23 protein-coding genes are annotated in these 18,795 nt (G+C 64.2%); 10 read left to right on the forward strand and 13 right to left on the reverse strand.

Features of this window, described 5'->3' with window-relative positions:
- Positions 1–90: 90 nt before the first annotated feature.
- Together WOC76_RS11895 and gatB are read right to left on the reverse strand one after the other, a co-directional pair.
- On the reverse strand, positions 91–441 hold the full coding sequence (locus tag WOC76_RS11895; RefSeq protein WP_341106662.1) for a hypothetical protein: 351 nt from the start codon (positions 439–441) through the stop codon (positions 91–93).
- Positions 442–1,077: 636 nt separating this feature from the next.
- On the reverse strand, positions 1,078–2,547 hold the full coding sequence (gene gatB, locus WOC76_RS11900) for an Asp-tRNA(Asn)/Glu-tRNA(Gln) amidotransferase subunit GatB (RefSeq protein ID WP_341106660.1): 1,470 nt from the start codon (positions 2,545–2,547) through the stop codon (positions 1,078–1,080).
- Between the two features lie 86 nt (positions 2,548–2,633).
- Here gatB and WOC76_RS11905 point away from each other — a divergent pair, with 86 nt between their 5' ends.
- A complete protein-coding gene (locus WOC76_RS11905; protein WP_341106659.1) occupies positions 2,634–2,960 on the forward strand; it encodes a hypothetical protein in 327 nt (108 codons plus the stop codon).
- A 33-nt stretch (positions 2,961–2,993) separates the two neighbouring features.
- Here the strand turns inward: WOC76_RS11905 and WOC76_RS11910 are convergent, their stop codons facing one another.
- From WOC76_RS11910 to gatC, 3 genes are read right to left on the reverse strand one after another with little or no spacing between them, the layout of a single operon-like run.
- Positions 2,994–3,326 (reverse strand): chorismate mutase, encoded by a 333-nt coding sequence (locus WOC76_RS11910; RefSeq protein ID WP_341389832.1) that lies wholly within the window; start codon positions 3,324–3,326, stop codon positions 2,994–2,996.
- A 2-nt stretch (positions 3,327–3,328) separates the two neighbouring features.
- Positions 3,329–4,819 carry an Asp-tRNA(Asn)/Glu-tRNA(Gln) amidotransferase subunit GatA gene (gatA, locus tag WOC76_RS11915; RefSeq protein ID WP_341388471.1) on the reverse strand — a complete coding sequence of 497 codons (1,491 nt, stop codon included), beginning with the start codon at positions 4,817–4,819 and terminating at the stop codon, positions 3,329–3,331.
- A gap of 51 nt (positions 4,820–4,870) precedes the next feature.
- Complete coding sequence (gene gatC, locus WOC76_RS11920) at positions 4,871–5,158, reverse strand: Asp-tRNA(Asn)/Glu-tRNA(Gln) amidotransferase subunit GatC (RefSeq protein ID WP_341106658.1); 288 nt, start codon at positions 5,156–5,158, stop codon at positions 4,871–4,873.
- A 138-nt stretch (positions 5,159–5,296) separates the two neighbouring features.
- Between gatC and ruvX the strand changes: the two genes are divergently transcribed.
- Both ruvX and WOC76_RS11930 read left to right on the forward strand, forming a co-directional pair.
- On the forward strand, positions 5,297–5,773 hold the full coding sequence (gene ruvX, locus WOC76_RS11925; RefSeq protein ID WP_341106655.1) for a Holliday junction resolvase RuvX: 477 nt from the start codon (positions 5,297–5,299) through the stop codon (positions 5,771–5,773).
- Between the two features lie 156 nt (positions 5,774–5,929).
- Positions 5,930–6,166 carry a hypothetical protein gene (locus WOC76_RS11930; protein WP_341106654.1) on the forward strand — a complete coding sequence of 79 codons (237 nt, stop codon included), beginning with the start codon at positions 5,930–5,932 and terminating at the stop codon, positions 6,164–6,166.
- A gap of 2 nt (positions 6,167–6,168) precedes the next feature.
- On the opposite strand, the gene dprA is transcribed toward WOC76_RS11930, so the two are convergent.
- Complete coding sequence (dprA, locus tag WOC76_RS11935; protein WP_341388474.1) at positions 6,169–7,416, reverse strand: DNA-processing protein DprA; 1,248 nt, start codon at positions 7,414–7,416, stop codon at positions 6,169–6,171.
- Positions 7,413–8,006, reverse strand: a complete 594-nt coding sequence (plsY, locus tag WOC76_RS11940; protein ID WP_341106652.1) for a glycerol-3-phosphate 1-O-acyltransferase PlsY — start codon at positions 8,004–8,006, stop codon at positions 7,413–7,415. The genes dprA and plsY overlap by 4 nt, the downstream gene beginning before the upstream one ends.
- Positions 8,007–8,236: 230 nt before the next feature.
- Here plsY and WOC76_RS11945 point away from each other — a divergent pair, with 230 nt between their 5' ends.
- Genes WOC76_RS11945 through WOC76_RS11955 form a run of 3 tightly spaced genes read left to right on the forward strand, consistent with a single transcriptional unit; the run spans position 8,237 to position 11,050 of the window.
- The gene (locus tag WOC76_RS11945) at positions 8,237–9,295 is read left to right on the forward strand and encodes a YcjF family protein (protein ID WP_341106650.1); all 1,059 of its coding nucleotides are present in this window, start codon (positions 8,237–8,239) and stop codon (positions 9,293–9,295) included.
- 5 nt (positions 9,296–9,300) lie between these two features.
- Complete coding sequence (gene xth, locus WOC76_RS11950; protein ID WP_341106648.1) at positions 9,301–10,098, forward strand: exodeoxyribonuclease III; 798 nt, start codon at positions 9,301–9,303, stop codon at positions 10,096–10,098.
- A 22-nt stretch (positions 10,099–10,120) separates the two neighbouring features.
- A complete protein-coding gene (locus tag WOC76_RS11955; RefSeq protein WP_341106646.1) occupies positions 10,121–11,050 on the forward strand; it encodes a CBS domain-containing protein in 930 nt (309 codons plus the stop codon).
- Between the two features lie 2 nt (positions 11,051–11,052).
- On the opposite strand, the gene WOC76_RS11960 is transcribed toward WOC76_RS11955, so the two are convergent.
- Positions 11,053–11,841, reverse strand: coding sequence for a hypothetical protein (locus WOC76_RS11960; RefSeq protein WP_341388478.1), 789 nt, complete (start codon positions 11,839–11,841; stop codon positions 11,053–11,055).
- A 448-nt stretch (positions 11,842–12,289) separates the two neighbouring features.
- Here WOC76_RS11960 and WOC76_RS11965 point away from each other — a divergent pair, with 448 nt between their 5' ends.
- Together WOC76_RS11965 and WOC76_RS11970 are read left to right on the forward strand one after the other, a co-directional pair.
- Positions 12,290–12,904, forward strand: a complete 615-nt coding sequence (locus tag WOC76_RS11965; protein ID WP_341106640.1) for a hypothetical protein — start codon at positions 12,290–12,292, stop codon at positions 12,902–12,904.
- Positions 12,905–13,101: 197 nt separating this feature from the next.
- Complete coding sequence (locus WOC76_RS11970) at positions 13,102–13,698, forward strand: superoxide dismutase (RefSeq protein WP_341106638.1); 597 nt, start codon at positions 13,102–13,104, stop codon at positions 13,696–13,698.
- Positions 13,699–13,759: 61 nt separating this feature from the next.
- Here the strand turns inward: WOC76_RS11970 and WOC76_RS11975 are convergent, their stop codons facing one another.
- From WOC76_RS11975 to WOC76_RS11990, 4 genes are all read right to left on the reverse strand, one after another.
- On the reverse strand, positions 13,760–13,978 hold the full coding sequence (locus WOC76_RS11975) for a hypothetical protein (RefSeq protein ID WP_341106637.1): 219 nt from the start codon (positions 13,976–13,978) through the stop codon (positions 13,760–13,762).
- Between the two features lie 47 nt (positions 13,979–14,025).
- Positions 14,026–14,565, reverse strand: coding sequence for an SRPBCC family protein (locus WOC76_RS11980; RefSeq protein WP_341106636.1), 540 nt, complete (start codon positions 14,563–14,565; stop codon positions 14,026–14,028).
- A gap of 169 nt (positions 14,566–14,734) precedes the next feature.
- Positions 14,735–14,929: a hypothetical protein gene (locus WOC76_RS11985; RefSeq protein ID WP_341106635.1), complete on the reverse strand. Its 195-nt coding sequence runs from the start codon at positions 14,927–14,929 to the stop codon at positions 14,735–14,737.
- 32 nt (positions 14,930–14,961) lie between these two features.
- Positions 14,962–16,167, reverse strand: a complete 1,206-nt coding sequence (locus WOC76_RS11990) for a pyridoxal phosphate-dependent aminotransferase (protein WP_341106634.1) — start codon at positions 16,165–16,167, stop codon at positions 14,962–14,964.
- 257 nt (positions 16,168–16,424) lie between these two features.
- Between WOC76_RS11990 and WOC76_RS11995 the strand changes: the two genes are divergently transcribed.
- Both WOC76_RS11995 and WOC76_RS12000 read left to right on the forward strand, forming a co-directional pair.
- Positions 16,425–17,378 carry a phosphatase PAP2 family protein gene (locus WOC76_RS11995; protein ID WP_341106633.1) on the forward strand — a complete coding sequence of 318 codons (954 nt, stop codon included), beginning with the start codon at positions 16,425–16,427 and terminating at the stop codon, positions 17,376–17,378.
- 461 nt (positions 17,379–17,839) lie between these two features.
- Positions 17,840–18,067 (forward strand): hypothetical protein, encoded by a 228-nt coding sequence (locus WOC76_RS12000; protein ID WP_341388483.1) that lies wholly within the window; start codon positions 17,840–17,842, stop codon positions 18,065–18,067.
- Between the two features lie 92 nt (positions 18,068–18,159).
- Here the strand turns inward: WOC76_RS12000 and WOC76_RS12005 are convergent, their stop codons facing one another.
- Positions 18,160–18,771, reverse strand: coding sequence for a copper chaperone PCu(A)C (locus WOC76_RS12005; protein ID WP_341106630.1), 612 nt, complete (start codon positions 18,769–18,771; stop codon positions 18,160–18,162).
- Between the last annotated feature and the right edge of the window lie 24 nt (positions 18,772–18,795).

Genomic DNA, 18,795 nt, shown 5'->3' on the forward strand with positions numbered 1-18,795 from the left:
CTGGATGTGGGCTTCCTCGGGCGATCAAAACTTTTGCGCAAGGCGCATTCACGACGCGTGATCCTGTGATCACGCATGGCGAAGACGCCTCTACTCAACGCCCTCTGCCGGAGCGACCGGCGGCGCCACCTTCACCTTGCGCGGCGTGCGCTTCTTGGTCGCCGCCTTCTTCGTGGTCGCCTTTCTCGTCGTCGCCTTCTTGGTGGCGCGCTTCTTGGTCGCCGCCTTCTTCGTCGTCGCCTTCTTCACCACGCGCTTCTTGGTCGCCGCCTTCTTCACGACGCCGCGCTTCTTGGTCGCAGCCTTGCGGACGGTCTTCTTGGCGGTCGCCTTCTTCGTTGCGCGCTTCTTGGTCGCCGCCTTCTTGGTCGCGGTTTTACGCGCGCCCTTCTTCGCCGCCGCCTTCTTGGCCGGCTTACGCTTTGTTGTAGCTCTCGCCATAATAAGTCCCCTTGATCCGAATTGCCGGAACTATGGTCGACCGACAATACGCCCAACTAGCGTAACGTGGTTAATCACGGGTTCAAGTGGCGCCGCGCGACAGCCATGCCTTTCAGAGCGCGTGAAACCCTTCTGCAGCATCGTCGACAAAGAAGAAGCGCGCCCGGTCGGCCTGTCCGCATGTTTCGCCAACGCTCGCTGCGAAACCGACGCACGCTTGAAACGATTGCGGGGGCGATGCGGCGATCACCCGTGGACGCAGCCAATCCAAACCATGCCGACGCGTCTCTCCTTGGTGACGCACGCATATTTCAATATGTTGTTTTTCTTTGAAATATTGGATGGTCGTCGCTTCGAGTCACAATCCGTTTCGCACTGGCCCGATGAAGCGACGCAGGCTTCCTCGCACGCCGACCACATCATTGCCTGCATCGGCGAAGGAGGAATGACGCGCGCTTCAAACGCCGGCATGCGCGCGACTCGAGAGCACGCCTGTCGCCCGCACGGGGCTTTGAAAAAAAATTGTGCGCGACGGTCAAAAAAAGCAAAAAAATGTCGGCCGGGACGACGCGCGGGGAAAAAACCGCGCATGTCCGGGCCGACTCGATTCGGCAGGAAGCGAATGAAGGGCGTCGCTCAGACGCCCAATTTGCTCTTCAGCAGGTCGTTCACGGCCTGCGGATTTGCCTTGCCGCCCGTTTGTTTCATCACCTGGCCGACGAACCAGCCGAGCATTGTTGGCTTCGCCTTCGCCTGTTCCACCTTGTCCGGATTGGCGGCGATGACGGCGTCGACGGCGGCTTCGATGGCGCCCGTGTCGGTCACCTGCTTCATGCCGCGCTGTTCGACGATCTCCTTCGGATCGCCGCCTTCGGTCCAGACGATCTCAAACAGATCCTTGGCGATCTTGCCGGATATGACGTTCTCCGAGATGAGGTCGATGATCGCGCCGAGCGCCTGCGCCGAAACGGGCGAGCGCGTCACGTCGAGCCCTTCTTTGTTCAGTCGGCCGAAGAGTTCGTTGATGACCCAGTTTGCCGCAAGCTTCGCGTCGCGGCCCTTCGCCGTCTGCTCGAAGAAGTCGGCGCTCGCGCGCTCCATCACCAGCACGCCCGCGTCATAGGGCGGCAGGCCATATTCGGCGATGAAGCGCGCGCGCTTGGCGTCGGGCAATTCCGGCAGCTGCGCTTTCAGCGCATCGACGAAAGCCTGGTCGAACTCGAGCGGAAGAAGATCCGGATCGGGGAAATAGCGATAGTCGTGCGCCTCCTCCTTGGAGCGCATCGAGCGCGTCTCGCCCTTGCCCGGATCGAAGAGCCGCGTCTCCTGATCGATCTTGCCGCCATCTTCGAGAATGCCGATCTGGCGGCGCGCCTCGACCTCGATGGCCTGGCCGATGAAGCGGATCGAGTTCACATTCTTGATCTCGCAGCGCGTGCCGAGCGGTTCGCCCGGACGCCGCACGGAGACATTGACGTCCGCGCGTAGCGATCCCTGCTCCATGTTGCCGTCGCAGGAGCCGATGTAGCGCAGCAGCGCGCGCAGCTTGGTCACATAGGCGCGCGCCTCCTCGGCCGAACGCATGTCGGGCTTGGAGACGATTTCCATCAAGGCGACGCCGCTGCGATTGAGGTCGACATGGCTCTCGCCGGGAGAAAGATCGTGCAGGGATTTGCCGGCGTCCTGCTCGAGATGCAGACGCTCGACGCCCACCGTGATGCGCTCGGTGGGCGACACGTCGACGATGACCGCGCCCTCGCCCACGATCGGGTGCTTGAACTGCGAGATCTGATAGCCCTGCGGCAGATCGGGATAGAAATAGTTCTTCCGGTCGAAGATCGACCGCAGATTGATTTTGGCTTCCAGTCCGAGCCCCGTGCGGACCGCCTGCTTGACGCATTCCTCGTTGATGACCGGCAGCATGCCCGGCATGGCCGCGTCGACGAGCGAAACGTGATCGTTGGGCGCGCCGCCATATTCGGCTGAAGCCCCGGAGAAGAGCTTGGCGTTGCTCGTCACCTGCGCATGTATTTCCATGCCGATGACGACTTCCCAGTCGCCGGTCGCGCCTTTGATGAGCTTGGAGGGAGCCGCCTGTGTCGCCATATTTTCCTCGCTGAACCTGTGCCTTCCATATAGACCACAGCGGGCGCCAGCGGAACGGGCGACGCGCAGAGAGAGAAAGGCCAACGATGGCCGGGAACGACGAGCCGGACAACAACCGCAAGAACCGTAGGAACGGGTTGGTCGCGCGCATGCGCGCGGCGCCGCGCTATCTCAGCATCCCCATCGGAGTGGGCCTCATCCTCGGCGGCACGATCCTCGCGCCGCTGCCTGTCTTCGGCATCTGGATGGCGCCGATCGGCCTGGCGATCCTTGCGCCGCATTCTCCGGGCGCCCATCGCGCCGCGCAGCGCCTTTACTGGCAGAAACTCAAATTTCTGCGCTGGGCGATCCGACACGGATTCCTGCGCGTCAAACGGGTCGAGCGCAAGAATGACCCGGACGTTGGGGCGTGACCTGAGGCCATCGCCCTGCCACGAGTGTGCCGCTTAGTCGCCCTTTGGCGCGTGATCGCCCATGAGGCGCTCTTCGTAGTGGATCGACCATTCGATGATGTTCGTCCAGAGATTCATGGCGAGCTCGACGGATAGCCCCTCGCGCCGCGCCGCGCCGAGCACGCGCGCCAGCACTTCGTCGACACGATCCGGCACGCGGGCCGGAATGCCGAGCGCGGGCTTTACTTTTGCGGCACGCTCGATCTGACGCTGGCGCTTTGCGAGCAACGCGACGAGTTCGTCGTCGAGTTCGTCGATGATGCGGCGAACGTCGGACATTTCGTCCTGCATCGCCTTGAGGTCGGTGTCGGCCGCGGCCTTGTTCATCATCAGGCCTCGCGCCACCAGGGTTGGGGGAAGTCGATCTTCGGCGCCGCCTGCTCCAGCGCCGCGGCGAGCGAAAACAGCGTCTCCTCATCGAAGGGACGGCCAATGAGCTGCAAGCCGAGCGGCAGGCCATTGGCGGCGAGGCCGCCCGGCACGGCGACGCCCGGCAGACCCGCCATGTTCACTGTCACAGTGAAAACATCGTTGAGATACATTTCGACCGGATCGGTCGAGCCCTGTTCGCCTTGAGCGAAGGCGGTCGAAGGCGTCGCGGGCGTGAGCACCGCATCGACGCCGGCGGCGAAGGCCTGATCGAAATCGCGCTTGATGAGGCTACGCACCTTCTGCGCGCGCACGTAATAGGCATCGTAGTAACCCGCCGAGAGCACATAAGTGCCGATCATGATGCGTCGGCGCACTTCGGCGCCGAAACCCTCGGCGCGCGATTTCTCGTACATCTCCACAATGTCGCGGCCAGGCTCGCGCAAGCCGTAGCGGACGCCATCGTAGCGCGCGAGATTGGACGACGCCTCCGCGGGCGCGATGATGTAATAGGTCGGCAGCGCGTATTTCGTATGCGGCAGGGAAATCTCGACGATCTCCGCGCCCGCGTCCTTCAGCCAGGCGACGCCCTGATCCCACAGCGCCGCGATCTCGGCCGACATGCCGTCGAGGCGATATTCCTTCGGCACGCCGATGCGGCGCCCCTTCACCGAAGCGCCGACCGCCGCCTCGTAATCCGGCACCGGCGCATCGACGCTCGTCGTGTCTTTCGGATCGTGGCCGGCCATGGAGCGCAGCATGATGGCGGCGTCGCGCACAGTGCGCGCGATTGGTCCGGCCTGATCGAGCGACGACGCAAAGGCGACGATGCCCCAGCGCGAGCAGCGGCCGTAAGTCGGCTTGACGCCTACCGTGCCGGTGAACGCCGCCGGCTGGCGAATGGAGCCGCCCGTGTCCGTCGCCGTGGCGCCGAGACACAGATGCGCTGCGACCGCCGCCGAGGAGCCGCCCGAGGAGCCGCCCGGGACGATTTTCGCCCCGGGATCGTTCTTGCGCCGCCAGGGCGAAACGACAGGGCCAAAGGCGCTCGTTTCGTTCGACGAGCCCATTGCGAATTCGTCGAGATTGAGCTTGCCGAGCGTCACCGCGCCGTCGCGCAGCAGATTGGCGGAGACGGTCGACTCATAGGTGGGCGTGAAATTGCCGAGGATGCGGCTTGCAGCCGTCGTGCGCACGCCCTTTGAGCAATACAGATCCTTGATGCCGAGCGGCAGCCCCTCGAGCGGCCCGGCTTCGCCGCGCGAAAGCTTCGCGTCGCTCGCTTCGGCCTGCTTCAGCGCGAGTTCGGGCGTCTCGGTGATAAAGCAGTTCAGCGCGCGCGCCTGCTCCATCGCGGCAAGATGCGCCGTGGTCAGCTCGACCGCCGAGATTTTCTTCGACTTCAGCGCGTCGCGCGCGTCGGCGAGGGAGAGATGCGTCAGATCGGACATCGAGTCTCTTTATATATCGGAAGCGGGAGGCTGTGTGGCTTCGGGCGCGCGCTACTCGATCACCTTGGGAACGACGAAATAGTGATCCTCGCGCGCCGGCGCATTGGCAAGAATGTCATCGGCGATGCCTCCATCCGTCACGACGTCCGCGCGCTTCTTCATCTGCATCGGAAGAACGGAGGCGATAGGCTCCACGCCCTCGACATCGACCTCGCCGAGCGTCTCGACAAAGGAGAGAATGGCGTTGAGTTCGCCGCGCAGACGCTCGACCTCGTTCCCGTCGACGGCGATGCGCGCGAGATGGGCGATGCGGCGTACCACCGCGGAATCGACAGACATGGGAGAGCTCCGCCGGTTGAAACTGTCACGGCGCTATAGCAGCCGAAGACGGCGGGGCGCAATGCGGGCGCGCCGCCAAGGCCGCGTTTGCCCGCCCGGGGCGGTTTATCCCTGACGATGGGCATGGTAGCGCGAGGCATGACCAGCATAGACACCACGCTCGAGGATCTGGCGCGCGCGCTGCCGTCGCGCGGCCGACTCATGGGCCTCGATCTCGGAACCAAGACGATCGGCCTCGCGCTCTCCGATGTGGAGCGGCGGCTCGCCTCCCCGCTCGACACCATCCGCCGCGTCAAGTTCTCGCAGGACGCCGAGGCGCTCCTGAAGCGCGCGGCGGATTTCGAGGCTCAGGCGCTCGTCTTCGGCCTGCCGCTCAACATGGACGGCACGGAAGGTCCCCGCGCCCAGGCGACCCGCGCCTTCATGCGCAATCTGCGCAAGCTCACCCCCCTGCCCTTCGCCTTTTGGGACGAGCGTCTCTCCACGGCGGCGGTGACGCGCGAGCTCATCGCACAGGATGCGTCCCGCGCCAAACGCGCCGAGGTCGTCGACCGCATGGCCGCGGCCTATATTCTGCAAGGTGCGCTCGACCGGCTGGCAAGATTGGGAATTTAAGCGGAAAGTCAAAGACTTCCGGTGGATGCACGAGATCGCGCCGCCGGTCGCCGTTACGGCTTTCCGTACTTGACTTCCCTAGACTGTGCTCTAAGACGGTTACACCTTACGGTTGAGATCAAGCTGCGGCAGAGACAGATCGACGGAGGCAAGTTCATGGCCCGAACACCTGCCACAGGAGCCACGCCATCGCAGGCGTCTACGCCCGCGCGCCGCGCCGAGGAGGACGCCGCGGCCATGGCGAGCTATATCGCGGACATGACCGCTGAACTCGCTCAGCTCGCGGCTCGCGCGGAGCTGCAAATGGTCGCGTATTTCCTCAATCTCGCTCGGGTCGAAGCGGAAATCCGCGCCCGCGAGATGGGCGGCGCTGTCATTCTTCGCGAGAATTGAGACTAAAGCGCGCACAGGAGCGACACCGCATTGGCGCCATGCCGCTCGAGCCGGCCATCCAGATCGAGCTCCATGAGGGCGCCGTGCACGTCACGCGCGGCAAGACCCGTCAAACGGATGAGTTCATCCACCGGCACAGGCGCGGGACCGAGCAGCGCCAGGACGATCTCGCGCGCGTCTCCCGCCGGCGGGTTCTGCGATGGGGCGGCCGCTCCGGGCGATTCACGAAGCTCGTATTCCGATGCCTCCGGGGCGCTTTCCTCGAAAGCGAATTCTCCCTGCGGCGCGGAGAGATCCAGCTCGTCGAACAAGGGCTCGACCTCCTCGCCGCTCATGGCCTCGTCGAGGAGCGCGCCCGGCGTCGCGGAACGGCCCTCGGCCAGCGCGTCGATGACATCCTCCGGCCTTGCGCACAGCGTCGCTCCCTGACGGAGAAGGTCGTTCGTCCCCTCCGCGCGCGGATCGAGCGGCGAGCCGGGCACGGCGAAAACCTCCCGCCCCTGTTCATTTGCGAATCGGGCCGTGATCAGCGAGCCCGAGCGCCGCGCCGCCTCGATGACCACGGTGGCGCGACTGAGGCCGGAAATGATTCGGTTGCGGCGCGGGAAATCGCGCCCGCGCGGCTCCCACTCGATCGGCATCTCGGACACCACGAGCCCCTGCCCCGCGATATCGGCCACGAGCCGCTCGTGCTCGGCGGGATAGGGCCGAGCCTGTCCGCCGGCCAGCACGGCGATCGTTCCCGTCTCGAGACTGGCGCGGTGCACGATGGCGTCGACGCCGCGCGCAAGGCCCGACACGACGACATGATCCGCGCGGCCGAGGCTGCGGGCCATCCGTTCTGCGAAGGCGAGCCCCGCCGCCGAGGCGTTGCGCGAGCCGACGAGCGCCACGGCGCTTCGCTGCGCCACGGCGGGATCGCCGCGAAGGGACAGCACGGGCGGCGCGTCGTGAATCTGGCGCAACAGCGGTGGGTAATCGGAATCTCCGGTCGTCACGAAGCGCACGCCCATGGCGGTCGCGGCGTCGATCTCCCGCAAGACGTCGTCGCGCTCGGCGATGCGAATCGTGCGGCCGCGCAACGTTTTCCTGGCGAGTTCGGGCAGCGCCTCCAGCGCCGCGCGCGCGCCGCCGAAGCGGTTGATCAGCTCCCGGAACGTGCGCGGCCCGATGTTTTCGCTACGGATCAGGCGCAGCCAATCGACGAGCTGCTCCTCGCTCAGATGCGCGCCCGTCCCCGCGTCCTTCATGTCTTCTGACCTATGCGGCTTTCGGTCCCCGCGCGCAGCCGGGCGATGTTTTCGGCGTGTTTGCGCCACAGCAGCGCCGTCATCGCGCCGACGACGAAAGCCTCGCCGCCCTGCCCGACCGCCAGCAGCAGCAGCGGCGCCGCGACGCTCGCGACGAGCGCCGAGAGCGACGAATAGCGGGTGATCGCCGCGACAGCGAGCCAGACGGCGCAGAAGGCCAGTCCCGCCGGCCAATAGAGTCCGAAGAGACAGCCGAGAAAGGTCGCGACGCCCTTGCCGCCCCTGAACTTCAGCCAGACGGGCGCAATGTGACCGACGAAAGCGGCGAAGCCCGCGATCATCGCGCCCTCGGGCGAAAGCTTGGCGCCGATGAGCACGGCGGCCGTTCCCTTGAGCGCATCGAGCAGGAGGGTCGCGGCGGCGAGGTCCTTGCGACCGGTGCGCAGCACATTGGTCGCGCCGATGTTGCCGGAGCCGATGGAGCGGAGATCGCTCGTTCCGGCGACGCGCGTGAGCAGCAGACCGAAGGGAATCGAGCCGAGGAGATAGCCGATGGCGAGCGCGAGGGCGTCGGACAGGAAGGAGATCATGACGGTTTACGCAAGCTCTGATCTTCGAGACACGCCGGCTGAAGCGCGGCGAATGCTAGCGGAGGCTCGGCAGGTGCGCAACAAGCGCCCGGATGACGACGCCGCCGCCGCTCCTTCCTTGGCCAAGGCGTCGGGGGCAGACAAGCCTTTTTCCAAGAAACGATCATGACGCTCCCGTTTTGCGGCCGAAAGCGATAAAGGACTATCTCGATTATTCCCGGACATGGCCCATGAGCAACTCCGAGCGCAATTCCGAACGCAGACTCCGCCCGCGCGCGTTTCGCCTCGATGGCGACGAGACCGTCGCCTCGAAACCCGCGCCGGAGGTGATAGAACCAGAAGTCGATGTTTTCGCCGAAGCGGTCGAACTCGTCGAAGGCGCGCCGGGTGGCGAGGAGGCCGTCGCGGCGGCGCGGGCCAAGGGCGTTCTCGATCGCTGGTTTCTCACCCCCGGCGGTCTGTTCCTGTCCGCGCTGAGCGGCCTTCTCACTCTGGCGGTGAGCGCATGGGCATGGAATCTCGTCGAGGACCTTTTCCGGCACTCCGCTTTTCTCGGCACAATCGGACTGGCGCTCGCGATCGCCGCCGCCGCCGCGGCGCTCGTCTTCATCGCGCGTGAAATCCGCTCGATCATGCTGCAAAATCGCGTCGCCAAACTCCACGCTGCTTTGGCGGGCGCGCGCGCGGCGAACGACGCAGAAATTGCGCGCGTCCATGTGCTGGAGCTTTGCGCGCTCTATGAGCAGCGCGTCGATCTCGCGCGGCCGCGCGCGCTCATGAACGATTACGCAAAGCAGATCATCGACGGCAAGGACCTCGTCGACCTCGCCGAGCGCAATCTCGTCGCGCCGCTCGATGGGCAGGCGCGGCGCGAAATCGCGGCGGCGGCGAAGCGAGTCTCTGTCGTGACGGCCGTGAGTCCGCGCGCCGTGCTGGATGTGATCTTCGTCGGCGGACAGGCGATCGTGCTCATGCGGCGCATTGCCGAAATCTATGGCGGGCGCCCCGGCCTGCTCGGATTTTTCAAACTCGCGCGCTCCGTCGGCGCGCATCTCGCCATCACCGGCACCGTGGCGGTCGGCGATACGCTACTCCAGCAGGTGCTCGGGCACGGCATCGCCGCGCGTCTCTCGGCCAAGCTCGGCGAGGGCGTGCTCAACGGCCTGCTCACGGCGCGCGTCGGGCTCTCCGCCATGGCGGTGTGCCGCCCCACCCCTTTCGTCACGGAGAAGCAGCCCGGCGTGAAAGACGTGGCGCCCTTCCTGTTCGGCGACAAAACCAAGGCCTGACCCATTTGAAGCTCACGACCTGGAACATCAATTCCGTTCGGCTGCGCATGCCGCTCGTGGCGCATTTCCTGAAAACGACGGCGCCCGACGTTCTCTGTCTTCAGGAAACCAAATGCCGCGACGCCGAATTCCCGATGAAGGACTTTGCGGCGCTCGGCTACAAGCACGCTGAAATCAACGGACAGAAGGGCTATCACGGCGTCGCCGTCATTTCGAAGAAGCCGCTCCGGCTCATCGAGAAACGCGACTTCTGCGAGAAAGGCGACGCGCGCCATATCGCCGTCGAGGTCGAGAGCGCGGGCGGACCGATCACGCTGCATAATTTCTACGTTCCGGCGGGCGGCGACGAGCCGGATGTCGAAATCAATCCGAAATTCGCGCACAAGCTCGGTTTTCTCGACGAGATGACGAGCTGGGGCGAGAACGGCGCCGCGAAGGGGCGCGTCGCGCTCGTCGGCGATCTGAACATCGCGCCGCTCGAACATGACGTCTGGAGCCACAAGGCGCTGTTGAAAGTCGTGAGCCACACGCCGGTCGAAGTCGAGAAGCTCGACAATGTGTTTCGCGCCGGCAAATGGATCGACGCCATGCGTCATTTCGTGCCCGCGGATGAAAAGCTTTACACCTGGTGGAGCTATCGCGCGGCCGACTGGGCCGCCTCCAATCGCGGGCGCCGTCTCGACCACATTCTCGTCAGCGAGGCGCTCGGCGGCGCGCTGAAGCGGCTCGACGTGCGCACGGAAGCGCGCGGCTGGGAGCGGCCATCCGATCACGTTCCGGTAACAATCGAACTGTCAGAATGACCCTGACCGTGCGAGGAGCCGAATGATCGCTTGCGACCTCATGCAGCGCCGCTTCGTCTATGTGACGCTCGACGCCGACATTGATTACGTCGCGAAAGCCCTTGCCGAGTCCTCGCTCGGCGCCGTGCCGGTCGTCGACACGAACCTCGAGCCGATTGGCATTGTGACGCGCAGCAATCTGGAGAAGGCGCGTCCGGCTATTGCCGTCGATCTCGGACCGATCCCGCCGTTTCTGCTGCGCAACCGGCCGAAAGCGCCCTTCCTTGGCAAGAGCCGCGCGCTCAGCGAGATCATGACCGCGCCGCCGATCTTTGTTCCCTGCGACGCGCGCCTCGCCGAAGTCGAGCGGATCATGGCCGAGCACCGGCTCAAGCGCATGCCCGTCGTCGAGGGACGCAAGCTCGTCGGCCTGTTGCTGCGCCGCGCGGTGCTGGAGGCGATCGCCAGGGCGGGCGGCGACGCGACCGCCGCCGACAGGCCCACGATCACCATGCCGCAACCGGAGCCCGCGAGTTGCGACATTGTGACGGCCTCCGAGTTTCGCGAACTCGTCGCCGCGCATGAGCACGAAATCGCAAACGAGCGCATCGAGCAGCGGCGCGCCGCCGCCGCTTTGCGCGAACAGCGCATTCGCGATCTTGCGGCGCGCCGCCTCACGGACGCGCAATGGCGGGAAATGCTGTCTCAGGCGCGCGCGGCCGCGGCCGGCGGCCTCACCGAACACATTCTCATACGATTCCCGTCGCAACTTTGCGCGGATGGGGGACGGGCGATCAACGCGCCGGACAGCCGCTGGCCAGAGACGCTGCGGGGCGAGCCCAGCGACGTTTTCCGCCGCTGGCGCAACGAACTTCACCCGCGCGGATTCAAGATCGCCGCGCAAGTCATCGACTTTCCCGACGGCCTGCCCGGCGACGCGGCCCTCTTTCTCATCTGGGGCAAAGGCGGCTGATGTTACGTCTGTCGCTGGCGCAATGACGTGTCGGCCTTCAGCGCCGCGAGGGACGGATAACGCTGCACGCTCCCGGCGCTGTGCACCTCGACCGAGCCGTCGGACATCATCACATAAGTGGCGTCGCCCGCTGTGTAGCGGTCGACCTCGGCCGGCTCCGCCGCAGGCGCTTGCGGCTTGAGTTGCGGATTCAGCAAAGCGGCGAAATCGGGAGGCGACGTCTCCGTCTTGGACTCGGCGACGCGCTCATCCGTCCTTGGCTCGCTCGGCGTGGGGGCGCTGAACCTCGGCGGCGGGGTCGCCGGGCGCAGCGGCGCGGCCTCGGCCGTCGCCGGCTTGCTCTCGGACTTTGCGCTCGCCGCGCCTGACGCGGCTGGAGTCGCCGGTCTGGGGGGCGCCACTCTGGCGGGCGCCGGTTTGGCCGGCTTCGCGCCGGAAAGGTCGGCCGGGAGCGGCGGATTGGCGGACGCTCTTTCTTCCGCGAACGCCTGCCCCGCCGGGGCGCGCTGTTCCGCTACCGGCGAGGCCGCCGTCCCCGCCGACGAGGCGATGGAAGCGTGGCTCGCCGCCGCCTGCACGGGGGCCGCGGCGAGGCGCGACAGATGCGCGATCACCCGCCCGAGCGCCATCGTTACCACGCCTCCAGAGACCGCGACGGCGCCGGCGATGAACAGGCTCCAGCCGCGCTCGACGAGGATCATGTCCCAGCCCGTCCACATCGCATAGGCGCCGCCGCTCGAAAGCAGCAGGCCCGCAATGGTCACGCCCCAACCTGACAGATTGCGCTTCATGTCCCTCGGTCGCTTCACAACGCCCACTCGTTCGACGCTGCTGCGGTCCCCAGCGAGCCACCCAACGTCCGGCCTTGCATCACTCTTAGCATGACAGGCGCGCAGGCGCACAACCGACCCGGATCGCAAGTAATTCTTGCTGTTATTTGCTTGTTTTTCACGAAGTCCGGAGCAAACACCCCGAAAGGGATTTTTTCAATATATATGGTCGTTTGCGCTGCTATTTTCAATATATAGTGTCGAGCGCAGCCGTAGGCGATGATCGATGAAGCGCGTTATGCGCGTTAAAACAATATGTTAAAATATACACAAATAATGCGTCATGATGACGCATAGTAAAAACCACACCCAATACAAAGCTCTTGTCAACGGCTGGTAGAGCGGCGGGCGGCGGCGTGGGAGCCGCCGGACCACACGGCCATAGTCATGTCTTGATGAGGAGACGAGCATGAAGGGTTTGTTTAAGCGCGGCCTGTGGGCGGCGTTTGGTCTTGTCGCCGCTTTCGGCCTTGCGCCAACAGGGGCGCAGGCGCATGGCGGCGTGAAGCTGGAGCAGGATGAATGCGTGCTGCGCATCGGCCCCAGCACGATGCATTTCATCGGCTATCAGCGGACGGGCGAGGAGCAGGAATTCTGTCAGGACATTGCGCAGACGGGTCCGACCGTTATCGCTCTGACCGCCGTTTCGCCGGAATTGCGCGACATGGCCATTGGCGCGCGGATCATCAAGGACACGGGCGCGCCTGTCTCAAAGGACGGTCTCGACTCGCTGACCGTCGCCTTCCATGAACCCAAGGTCTATCGCAACGGCACCATGACCTTCGAACACGACTTCAAGGACTCGGGCCGCTACGTCGCAATCGTGACGGTGCGCGACGATCTCGGCAACGAATGGGTGTCGCAGTTCCCGTTCACTGTGGGGCTCTACACCTTCTGGGGGATGCTCGAATACATCCTCTACGCCGTGGGCTTCTTCGCGCTCGTGGGCGTCATGTGGCTGGCGCTGCGCGCCAAGGCGAACAAGGCCAACAAGGCGGTCGAGACGGCGGGCGCCACGGCCTGATCCGAGAGAGAAACCGAAAAACGCTTTCATGGCCCGGCCCGCGCCGGGCCTTTTTCATTGTCGTTGGCAAGGCCCGGCCGGGCCATTTTCTGTGCCTCACCGTCGGCCGCTGGCCGTCATGCTTATTGCCGCGCAATGGCGCCGGGTCTAGTTAAACGCGGGGCCAGAGAGTCCCGTTTCTGTTCAGGAGACGATTGATGTCCTTTACGCTTGAAGATCTCCCTTACGCTTACGACGCCCTTCAGCCCTACCTGTCGCGCGAGTCCTTCGAGTATCACCACGACAAGCACCATGCGACCTATGTCACGAACGCCAATAATCTGATCAAGGGCACGGAATTCGAGGGCAAGCCGATCGAGGACGTGATCGTCGGGTCCTTCGGCAAGAACACGCCGATCTTCAACAATGTCGCCCAGCACTACAACCACCACCATTACTGGAAGTGGATGAAGCCGAATGGCGGCGGCGCGGCGCCTGCGAAAATCGAGAAGCTTCTCGTCGATTCCTTCGGCTCCTTCGACAAATTCAAGGAAGAGTTCCAGAAGGAAGGCCTCGGCCAGTTCGGCTCGGGCTGGGTGTGGCTGGAGTTCAAGGACGGCAAGGCTGCGATCCGCAAGACCCCGAATGCGGAGAACCCGCTGGTTCACGGCGCGCAGCCGCTGCTCGTGGCCGACGTGTGGGAGCACTCCTATTACATCGATTACCGCAACCGCCGCGCCGACTATCTGAAGGCGTTCCTCGAGCACATGGTCAATTGGGAGCATGTCGAGGAAATGCTGGACGCCGCCAAGTAAGGCGGGCGAATCGTCATATGCGCGCGGCGGGCCGACCTGCCGCGCGCCAAACCTTCATTTATCAGTAGCAGACCGTCCGGCGCACGCCCCCGGTCCAGACCGTGCGGCAAACCCGCCCCGGCGCCACGGGCCGGCGCACGACCGCCGCGCCACGATAGCCGGCGCATCCCGCGCGATAGGGGCCCGCCGCACAGACGACGGCGTTCGCCTCGCCCGATTCCATCGTCAGCGCCGCGGCGAAGGTGATGGCGGCGAGCCCGCCCAGCAACAAATTCTTCATTCAGATCGCTCCCTTGACTTTGGGACTGCGTCCCGCACGCCAGAGAGCTACGCCTCTGCCGGCGCTTCCACAAGCGCCTTGAGATCGGCGAGGCCCCGCTCGAACTGCGCGCCGACCATCTTGTCCATGTTCATGAAGGCGTGCATGGCCTTGCCGATGAACTCGTTCTTGCCGGACATGGTCCAGACGACTTCCGTTCTCGTCTCGCTGATGGGCTTGAGGTCGAACTGAACGTCGTGGATCGCCTTCATCGGCTTGAGGAACTGAATCTTGATGCGAATGCGCTCGTTCTGGCTGCTCTCGGCGATCTTCATCTTGCCCGCGCCGACTTTCTTGTCGCCGGACCAGGACATGATCGCGCCGGCGCCGAGCGGCGAGCCGTCATAGGTCACGACCTGCGCCGGATCGAGCTTGGACCAGGGCGACCAGCGTTCCCAATTGTGCAGATCGTTGATGAGCGGATAGATGCGTTCCGGCGGCGCATCGACGACGGCGGAACGCGCAATGCGGAACGTATCAGGCTGAAGCGAGACATAAGCGATCAGCGCGCTCAGGCCCGCGAGCACGAAAAGAAGAAAGAGAGTCATCGGACGCACCTCCGGCGCGCGGGCGTGATTCCTGCGCTTTTTCTTTATTCTAAGGTGGGGAAAGGAAGCGGGTAAAGCTTCGTGTCCCAGGCTCGGGAGGATCGTCCAGGACACGCACGGCGCCGCCGCCGCTCGAAGGCGGGCGCGGCCCCAGGCGTCGGCGCCGGCGTCAGGCGGCCGTATCCGCGCGCTCGCGGCGGATTCTCCGCCTCTCGGCGGCCACCCTGACGATCGCGAACAGGAGCCAGCCGGCAAAAAGCAGGAGGTCGATGATCACCTTGGTCAAGAAGCTGATGTTGTGCAGCAGGGCGACGCTCAACATCAGAACCAACGTGATGAGCGTGACGATTTTCATACCGGGCATGACTTCCCTCGTTCGCAACAGTCTTTGCGCCGCTACCTCAGACTAGCGCAGAACGACTGGATTTTGGCGCAGGCTTTTTCCAGCGTGAGGGCGGACGCCGCGTAAGAGACGCGGAAGTTCGGGCCTGTCCCGAAGGCCGAGCCATGCACCACGGCGACGCCCTCGGCCTCGAGAAGCTCGGTGACGAAATCCTCGTCGCTTTCGATCACCTTGCCGGCCGGCGTCTTGCGGCCAATCGCTTCGGCGCAGGAGGGGAAGACGTAAAAGGCGCCCTCGGGCGTCGGGCACTGGAGATATTTCGCCTGATTGAGCATGGAGACGACAAGGTCGCGCCGCTCCTGAAACGCCTTGCGGAAGATGGCGAGATGCTCCTGCGGCCCATCGAGAGCCTCGACGGCCGCCCATTGCGCAATCGAGCAGGCGCCGGAGGTCTGCTGGCCCTGCAGAAGGTCCATGGCCTTGATGAGATGGCTCGGCCCCGCCGCATAACCGATGCGCCAGCCTGTCATGGCGTAGGCCTTGGAGACGCCGTTCATCGTGAGCGTCCGCTCCATGAGATTGGGCTCGACCTGCGCGGGCGTCACGAATTTGAAGTCGCCGTAGACGAGATGCTCATAAATGTCGTCGGTGAGCACATGCACCTGCGGATGGCGCATCAGCACATCCGTGACCTTCTTCATCTCGTCGCGGCTATAGGCGGCGCCCGACGGATTGGACGGCGAATTCAGCACGAGCCATTTCGTCTTCGGCGTGATCGCCGCCTCGAGCGCCTCCGGCTGAAGCTTGAAGCCATCCTCCATCTTCGTATCGACGAAGACGGTCTTGCCGCCGCAAATGGCGACCATCTCGGGATAGCTCACCCAATAAGGGGCCGTGACGATGACCTCGTCGCCGTGGTTGATGGTGGCGAGAAAGGCGTTGAACAGAATGTGCTTGCCGCCGGTCGCGACGATCGTGTCCGACGCCTTGTAGTCCAGCCCGTTCTCGCGCTTGAACTTGCGCGCCACGGCCTCGCGCAGCTGCGGAATGCCGAGCACGGGCGTATAGCGCGTCTCGCCGCGGTCGATCGCCGCCTTGGCGGCGTTGCGAATATGCTCGGGCGTATCGAAGTCCGGCTCGCCGACTGAGAGGCTGATCACCTCCCTGCCCTGCGCTTTCAGATCGCGCGCCTTCTGCGTCACGGCGATCGTGGCGGAGGGCTTAACGCGCGAGAGAGCGTGGGCGAGGAAGGGGGACATCGTTCGACTTGCCTTCTTGGATTGGGGACGGCTTGGTGCGCCGCACATAAGGATTTGCAAAGATAAACGGTCGCTTGGTCCGGATCAATCGAAAAGCCGTAGCTTAAGGGGCGCGTTTGCCGTGTTGCAGCGCCGCAAACGCGTCTACCAACCAAATTAACCGAATTTTCATTGACGTTCGCCTGATATGGTCAAGATCAAGATGGCGGACCATGACTCGCGGATTACTGACTTACGCAGATATTTGGCGGCTTGGAATGATCCTCGCGGCCTCTGCGCTCTTCGGCCTCGTAGCGCCCTTCACGTCGGTGCGGATCGACTGGGAGAGCCTCCTGCCGATCTATGTGACCGGAACCGTATTGGCTGGTTTCGGGGCGGCCTATCGCCTGCGGGGTCGCGATGAAGGCATAGGCGCGGCGCTCTTCGTGGCGGCTCAGCTCATCGTTTACACAAACGTCGCGGTGCTGGACAACTATCTCGGACTGGAGCTGCGCCGGCCGCTGAACGACGCATTTCTGGCAAGCCTCGACAGCGCAATGGGCGTCGATTGGTGGGCATATGTTTCCTGGGTGAAATCGAACCCGTTCGTTGGCAGGCTGCTCACCCTGGCCTATCTCAGTTCTCTCCCCCAAGTGGCGATTGCCGTCATTGTGCTAGGCTTCTTCAGGCGCTTCGATCGGCTCGACCGCTTCACAATCGCCTTCATGGTTTCCTCGGCGCTGACGATCGCCATTTGGACGGCCTTTCCGAGTTTTGGCGCCCTGCCGTTGCGCTATGCACAGGGTTTCGCTGAGCCGGCCTTCCACCTCGCGATGACCAGGGATGAAGCCTTGACGCTCCTGTCGCTGCACGCGGGCCCGACGCCGACCCTCAATCTCGACGGACTGACGGGACTCATTGGCTGTCCGTCGTTCCATACGTCCCTCGCGATCTTATCGGTCTACGCCCTATGGGGAACGCCCTACATCGGGCCAGTCGCGGCGGTGTGGAATATGATCGTGCTGGCTTCCGTTCCGGCCGACGGGGGGCACCATTTCGTCGATATCGCCGCCGGGGTGATTGTCACCTTCACAAGCCTTGCGCTGGCCGACGCGGCCTTGCGGCGGGCGAGCAAAGCCCCTGCGCCGCGCTTTACAACCCTACGCCTCGTCCGCCACGGCCAGCACAGCGGAGACCGTTGCGCGCAAGAAAAAGCGGGAACGGGTGGCTAGCCGCGAGCCGTGTACGGTTCGGCCCTCTGGCCGCCAGCGGCCGGTCGGAACTGGCTTCCGCCCTTTACGGGAAGCTGGCGCTTGCTTCGCCAATGTCGCGCCCCTCTCCGGTCGCCCGTCTGCAACCCTGCGCCCGCGCGACTGGGCGCTCTTGCGGTCGCCTCGCTCCTCGCAGGCATGCGAGCCCAAGAAAAAAGAGCTGTTTGGCTCGCCGCTTGGACTCGAGCCGATCGGGGATGGCTCCAAATCGACCCATTTGCGTAGCCGTCGGTTAACCCTGCTTCCGAGAAAAGTTAATTTTTTATGAAAATCGGCCAGCGCCCATGCAACTTTTTCGCTTGTTGATAGTTACCCCTGCAAAGGCGAAGACCAACGAGGTCCAGCCAATCCGCTGCGGCAAGAGGGAGGCCATAAGCGGAGATAAAGGGAAAAGGGCGTTTGAGCCAAAAGGAAGACTGACAATGTCGCTCGTTGATAAGTTCGACGACCAGCTTGAACCCGGTTTCGCGCGCAGCTTCGACCGCGAGTCGGCCCGTCGTCAATTCCGTGTTTCAATACTTCTCGTGGCGGCCATGGCTTTCGCCGCCTTCGTTCTCGGCTTTGCTCTTCCCATAAACTCGGCCCAGAACACGTCACAGACCGCAGGAAATAGCCAGTTCGCGGGCCGTCTGGTCAGCGTCGACCGCTGACAGGGACGAATCCTATGAGTTCTTGCGCGCCCGACAGGCGCGCTTTTTTTTGACCCCCGCAAGAGGGCGCGGCCGAGCCGCGCCCTGCCGGATTACTTTCCGTCGGCGGGCTGTTTTTCCATGTGGTGATGGTCGTCGTGGCCGTGATGCCCTTCATGGCCGCCACTGTCCTTCGGGCCGGACGTGTCCTTGTTATGCGCCTTCTCCCAGCGCTCCTGCGCTTCGGCGTCATGGGCGTGCTTGGCGTCGGGCGCCTCGATCGCGGCGTCGATAACGACCTCGCCAGCCTTCTCGAAGACGAGAGTCATCTCGAGGCCCCAGCCCACTTCGAGATGCTTCTTGGCGTCGAGCAGCGCGACATAGACGCCGCCGGGCGCCAGCGTGACCTTGGATTTCGGCGGCAGCACAACCGGCGTCTCGAGCTCGAGATTCTTCGGGTCGCCATGGATTACGGCCTTGCCGAATTTCTCGACCTTTACCGCAACGAGCTTGTCAGGCGTGTCGCCGTTGTTGTGCAAGAAGGCGTAAAAGCTTCCGTTCTTTTCGCCATCCGCCGGCGACCTTAGCCAGGGGTGCTCGACCTTCAGCTTGCCCACATCATATTCATGCGCGAGCGCGGAGGTCGCCGGCGCAAAAACGCCTAGAGTGGCGCCAGCAAGCAAGGAGCCGCCTGACGCCAAAAGATCACGCCGCCTGATCATCATGTTTCTCTCCTTGAAATCGCCGGC

It is taken from the genome of Methylocystis sp. IM3 (assembly GCF_038070105.1).
Classification (GTDB): domain Bacteria; phylum Pseudomonadota; class Alphaproteobacteria; order Rhizobiales; family Beijerinckiaceae; genus Methylocystis.